Below are 4,861 nucleotides of genomic sequence, written 5' to 3' on the forward strand. Positions count from 1 at the left end.
CCTGAATCACTCCACTCCGCCCTTGAAACAGCCTCCCTCCTCTCGGCGGACAATGCCCGTTTTGTCACTGTCCTGGGCGGCTTGAGGGAGTTGGGCCGCTATTCGTTCGAAGCGCATGAGAACGCGGCTGTTGAACTATTGAACGCGGGGGTTGATCTGGTCTTTCTGGTTGGCGAAGAGACGCGGACAACTCACGATTACCTCAAGAGAAATAAACAGGGCGCTGCCATGGTGGCCGGTTGGTTCGAGACGTGCGAAGAGGTCATCCCGGAAGTCATTGCAAGGATGGAGCCGGGTGACTTTCTCCTGCTCAAGGCTTCCCGCTTCTATGAACTGGAAAAAATCGGAGAAGCGCTCAAGAACATTGAAAGAGCCATGGGGTCCTAGTTGTGTTCCCGAAAGACGCCATCCCTCTCATCCTTACCAGCGCCTTGGCGGTTTTTGTTGTGACTGTATTGGCGGGCTTGATCGGAATTCCTCTGATCAAGAAAAGAACAGCGGCCCAGCCCATCCGGCATAACGGGCCCCAATCACACCAGGCCAAGACCGGAACGCCCACCTTCGGCGGTCTGTTTTTTCTTCTTCCTTTGGTCAGCCTGGCCTTGATTCTTCCCTGGATCAGAAAGGAATTAACACAGTTATCCGTCATAGTCCTGTTTGTGGCGGTATTCGGCGCGATTGGTCTGGCCGATGACTTCGTCAAAGTCAATGTGAGCCGCAAGGGCCTCAGTGTCAAACAAAAGACGGTGCTGATCGGCTTCGCGTCACTGGCGGCAGCCGTCTATTTTCTTTGGTTAGCCCCTCATCCGCCCTTCATCCTCATGCCCTTCTCCGCCCGGTTGGTTGAGGTCACGGGAGCCTGGAAAATCCTCTATCTGCTTGTTCTGGTTCCTTTTCTGTTTTACATGAGTAACTCCGTCAACATCACGGACGGAGTGGATGGCTTGCTCTCCAGCCTGATGGCAATCGCCTCGGTGGGTTTGATGGCTGTCGGAATTCTTCTTTATTCAATGATACCGGGAGCTTTGGCGGTGGTTGTTTTGGAGGCTTCTGTCGCTGCGGGCTGTCTTGGATTTCTGGTGTTTAACCGCCATCCCGCGAAAATATTCATGGGTGACACGGGGTCGCAGGCGCTGGGAATCGCCTTCACGCTGATGACGCTGATGGCGGGCGTGCCCTATCTGGCACTGATCACGGGTTTCGTCTTCTTTTTTGAAGGTTTCTCGGTGGTTTTACAGGTTATATATTTCAAGTCGACGGGTGGGAAACGAATTTTTAAAATGTCGCCCATTCATCATCACTTTGAACTGACGGGCTGGTCCGAAACCAAGGTTGTATTCACTTTTAGTCTGGTGGGTCTCCTTTTCGCGGCGCTGGGTTTCTTTGCCATGTCAGGCCCACTGTGGGGAGGCGGTTGATCCATGTCCGGGCAGTCAGGACGTTTGGCAAGCAGGGGGGATCTCACTCTCACCCACAAGGATGTGACCGGATCACACCGTCACATGTCCCTTGCCTTTTTCCTGGTCTGGCTGGTCCTTATCTGTTATGGCCTGCTCATGATGTTCAGCGCCAGTTATGGTGTCAGCTTCATCCAGTCAAGCAGCGAAATGAGAAACCAGCTGGGAGCTGATCCGTCGTCTCCTGTACGCGCGGTTCTTGAGGCTGACGCGACCGCCATGGCGCGCAAGCAACTCTACCTGACTTTGGCAGGAACCTTGATTGCCGTCCTGCTGGGTGCCTTTACCAGCTTCCGTCAATTGACACGACCGGCCTTCCGTACACTCTTATACGTTTTTGTGACCGCCAGCTTATTTTATTGCATGTGGAAAGGGATGACCATCAATGGCGCCCGTCGCTGGATTGATCTCGGCTTTGTCAGCTTCCAGCCATCTGAACTGGCCAAGATCGGCGCTGTGTTTTTTCTGGCAGGGTATTTTTCACAACGACAAAGAAAGCGCAGGGCAAATGAAGCGGTGAAGGCGGGTGGGGGACCGGGACAATCGCTTTTCCGGCAGGCATTTTTTGACGTCACCCTGCCGGCGATCCTGATCGCGGTCTGGATCGTCCTGACCTTGATCCAACCACATCTGTCAGGCGCTTTGATTATCGGCCTGATCAGCGTCCTGATCTTTATCCTGGCGGATATTCCGATCAAATCGAGACTCACCGGTCTTTTTCAACTGGTGGTACTGGTTCTGATTTTCGCCTTCATCGCGGGGGCGGCATTTCAACTGATCACCAAACAATCGTCGATCGAATACGTCAACGACCGCTTCGCGCACGTCTTTAAGCGGGTCGGTACCTTCCAGGACAGGGAGGCCGCCAGCCTGGATGACAGGATGCAGATCGAGCAGGCGGAGATCGCCCTGGGATCAGGCGGGCTTTCGGGCAAAGGTTTGGGCAAAAGCGTCCAGAAGTTGAACTGGCTGTCGGAGGCACACAATGACTTCATCCTCCCTGTAATCGGTGAAGAGCTGGGCTTCATTGGCGTCGCGGCCATTATTCTCCTCTTCTTGTCTTTCTTGATTTTCGGCATTCTGATCGCCAGACGGGCGGCAAGCCAGATGGCCATGTTGGTGGCGGCGGGAAACACAATTCTGGTTGCGGTCCAGGCGTTTCTGAATATGGCCGTTTCCGTGAGCCTGGTTCCTACAACCGGGATCTCACTGCCCTTTTTCAGTTACGGGGGGACCGCCAATCTCTTTTTCGCCCTGGCTTCAGGACTGGTTCTTTGTGTTTCCAAGTCGGCAGTCCGGCAGGATCCCGCCCTGGTCGGAATCGTTGGCAAAAAGAAACAGCTTCGCGGGAAGAAAGCAGCTTCCAAAGATCAAGTTGATGAAGAAGACCGCATAGGGTACGCTGTATGAGGCCTCAAGGCGACAATTTCTAACAGATTGCTGAACATAACAAGGGATGAACCAAACAGATAAAACCATAACCATTGTGATCGCCGCGGGAGGAACCAGTGGTCACATCTATCCCGCTTTTGCCATTGCGACAGGAATTAAAAAAACATTGCCCTCCGTCAAGTTTATTTTTTGCGGCGCTCCAGGCGGCCTTGAGCAAAAAATGGTCGAGAACGAAGGCTATGAATTCTTTCCCATCCCCGCGCAAAACATGCCAAACCGACACGATCGCCGTTATTGAGCTGGATCTCGAAAAATATCAAAGGCATGCGCAAGAGCAGGAGGCTCCTGCGGGCGAGCAAGCCCAGCCTGGTCATCGGTACAGGCGGTTTTGTCTCCGCGCCCCTGGTTGCGGCGGCGCGCTGGATGAAAATTCCCTACCTGCTGCATGAACAGAACGCGGTTCCAGGCAGAGCCAATCGCCTCTTCGCCCGCAAGGCTCAGGCGGTCTTTATCAGCTATGAGTCAAGCCGGAGCTATTTTCGTCACAAGGATAATTTGATTTTCAGCGGCAACCCGGTCAGGCCGATCTTTTTTGAACTGGACAGGCACAAAGCAAGACAGGCACTGGAGCTCCCCTCCGATCTTTTCCTGGTGCTGGTCATGGGGGGCAGTTTAGGTTCCCGGACCATCAACCAGGCGCTGGCCAGGATGGATGATCAGGGGGCCTGGTCGTCGTTGCTGGACAAGCATCCCTCGCTCAGGTTGATTGTCAGTACCGGTGTTCAGAGCAAGGCCGATTGCGCGGAAGAGATCGCGGCTTTGCCTGGAGTGATCGGCGCGCATCCTTTCCTCCACGACGCGCCCTATTGGATCGCTGCCTGTGACCTCTTTGTCGGCCGGGCAGGTGCCATGACCTGCGCCGAAATCTCTTCGCAAGGAAAGCCGTCTGTACTCGTCCCCTTTCCACACGCGGTTGACGACCATCAAACCGAAAACGCTTTCGCCATGCAGCAGGCAGGCGCTTCAATTGTCTTTGAGGACAGGAATTTCGACAGCAACCGCCTGCTTGAGACATTGGATGACCTGATCGCGAAGCCGGATCTGCTGGCCTCGATGAGTGAAAAATCCCACCAGTGGGCGACGCCGGACGCGGCGGGCAGCATCGCGCGTTTTGTCGCGACTGTGATCAACCAAGATGGCACGGCCCAAGGATAAAAATTCCCGGCACAATGGTAACAATCGGGTTGCGAACCGTGAATCCGGCCGTAAGATGGGTGCGGACGGTCAATATCCATCGATTTTTCAACCTACACCATTTACAGAGGAGAGCCGCCGCAAGCGGGCCAGGGATAAGAGACGCCGCAAGTTTGCCGGCTGGCCCTCACGCCTGATGGTCGTCCTGGCCTTCCTGGTCTCTGCCGCCGGTCTTCTGGCTTACCTTCCTCAATTTATTATCGAGTCGGTCAACATCGACGGCGCCAGGTATTCAGATCAGGCGGTGATTATGTCCCTGGCAAAGGAAAAGGAAGGTTCCCATTTTCTCCAAGGCATGGGGGGGTCGGCAGGGAAATGGTTGTCTCTCCGCTACGGTCTCTTGGAAGATCAGATCCTCCAGACCTCTCCCATGATCCGATCAGCCCGTGTCCGTTTTCGATTTCCTTCAACGCTTGTGATCCGTCTGGAGGAAAAGGTCGAAATCCTGGCGGTCCGCGTTTCAGGTGGTTACGCCTTGGTCGACCGTGATCACGAAGTACTCAGGATCGCGGAAACCCGGGATTTCGCCCTGCCTGTTCTGGAAGGTCTGCCAACGACAGGCGGCATCGTCCAGGGTCAGACCCTTCCGGTTGAGGATACTGACCAGCTGATCGCCGCCTCACATTTGATCGCGGGCTTGATTTTCCACGACCAGTCTGACCAAAAAACCAGGATCCTCATGGAGGAAATTCAGCAGATAAGACAGGTCGCGGGCAGCCAGTTTATGCTCTTTATCCCCTTGTCGCAGGGTGGTGAGA

At 54.6% G+C, this 4,861-nt stretch carries 6 protein-coding genes; all 6 read left to right on the top strand.

Features of this window, described 5'->3' with window-relative positions; translation table 11 throughout:
- A partial coding sequence (locus GX147_00765; GenBank protein ID NLN59241.1) for a hypothetical protein occupies positions 1-387 on the top strand: 387 nt, incomplete at its 5' end.
- Between the two features lie 2 nt (positions 388-389).
- The gene (gene mraY / locus GX147_00770; GenBank protein ID NLN59242.1) at positions 390-1,418 is read left to right on the top strand and encodes a phospho-N-acetylmuramoyl-pentapeptide-transferase; all 1,029 of its coding nucleotides are present in this window, start codon (positions 390-392) and stop codon (positions 1,416-1,418) included.
- Between the two features lie 3 nt (positions 1,419-1,421).
- Entirely contained in the window at positions 1,422-2,867 is a 1,446-nt protein-coding gene (locus GX147_00775) for an FtsW/RodA/SpoVE family cell cycle protein (protein ID NLN59243.1), read from the top strand.
- 46 nt (positions 2,868-2,913) lie between these two features.
- Entirely contained in the window at positions 2,914-3,147 is a 234-nt protein-coding gene (locus GX147_00780) for a hypothetical protein (protein NLN59244.1), read from the top strand.
- A 26-nt stretch (positions 3,148-3,173) separates the two neighbouring features.
- On the top strand, positions 3,174-4,064 hold the full coding sequence (locus tag GX147_00785; protein ID NLN59245.1) for a UDP-N-acetylglucosamine--N-acetylmuramyl-(pentapeptide) pyrophosphoryl-undecaprenol N-acetylglucosamine transferase: 891 nt from the start codon (positions 3,174-3,176) through the stop codon (positions 4,062-4,064).
- On the top strand, positions 4,045-4,861 hold an 817-nt coding region (locus GX147_00790; protein ID NLN59246.1), incomplete at its 3' end, for an FtsQ-type POTRA domain-containing protein. The genes GX147_00785 and GX147_00790, both read left to right, overlap by 20 nt.

The sequence above is a fragment of the Deltaproteobacteria bacterium genome (assembly GCA_012522415.1).
Lineage (GTDB): Bacteria > Desulfobacterota > Syntrophia > Syntrophales > JAAYKM01 > JAAYKM01.

What these genes read in the sequence shown, in the direction of transcription:
- GX147_00775 (NLN59243.1), top strand. Translation starts at nt 1,422, where the DNA reads ATGTCCGGGCAGTCAGGACGTTTGGCAAGCAGGGGGGATCTCACTCTC.
- GX147_00780 (NLN59244.1), top strand. Translation starts at nt 2,914, where the DNA reads ATGAACCAAACAGATAAAACCATAACCATTGTGATCGCCGCGGGAGGA.
- GX147_00785 (NLN59245.1), top strand. Translation starts at nt 3,174, where the DNA reads ATGCGCAAGAGCAGGAGGCTCCTGCGGGCGAGCAAGCCCAGCCTGGTC.